The following is a 535-nucleotide window of genomic DNA, read 5'->3' as shown; positions in this document are numbered from 1 at the left end:
CGGTGAAGGTATTTTTAGAGGCGGTGATGCGGTCAATTACAGATTCTAGGCTTGAGCCAGACTAAAATGGGCTTGGTAGTGCTTCAGAAGGCAGATTAAACGCTGAAAATGGGAGATGGCAAGATAAGCGGGCACAGGAGTGCCTTGGCACGGAGATCAGTTTTTGCGGATTTTATTGAGCATGTCGTGGATGCTTTTTCGGACTTCGCCGACATCAACCGGAGGCGACTCAGGGCCTGTAGGTGGTTTATCTTTGGGCTGTCGAGGAATTGGGGGTTTAGGTTGGTTTGATTGTGTTATGACCTCATCCCATTTCACTGACGGGTGCATGATAAAATTGGCCCAACTTTTGGCCGTGACATAATCCATAAACGCAGGCACATCACTGCATTCTTTGATTAGTTTTTCAAGCTGTTTCACCCAGCGGATTTTGGCTTCTTTGGATTGCAGTAGCTTGCCTGTTTTTTTAACACGAGAATCAAGAAACGCATGCCATTTATCCAGCGGTATGGATTTAGGCAGCCAGAAGCCATCT

The 535-nt window shown here is 46.7% G+C and carries 1 protein-coding gene; it reads right to left on the bottom strand.

Annotation, left to right across the window (positions count from 1 at the left end):
- Nucleotides 1-156: 156 nt before the first annotated feature.
- A partial coding sequence (locus tag A2F46_RS12755; RefSeq protein WP_197457676.1) for a hypothetical protein occupies nucleotides 157-535 on the bottom strand: 379 nt, incomplete at its 5' end.

Origin of the sequence: Snodgrassella sp. CFCC 13594, from assembly GCF_001590725.1 — a bacterium.
In the GTDB taxonomy this organism is placed as follows: Bacteria; Pseudomonadota; Gammaproteobacteria; order Burkholderiales; family Neisseriaceae; genus Snodgrassella.
Note: the sequence above shows the minus strand (reverse complement) of the source record. Positions and strands in the feature narration are given on the sequence as shown.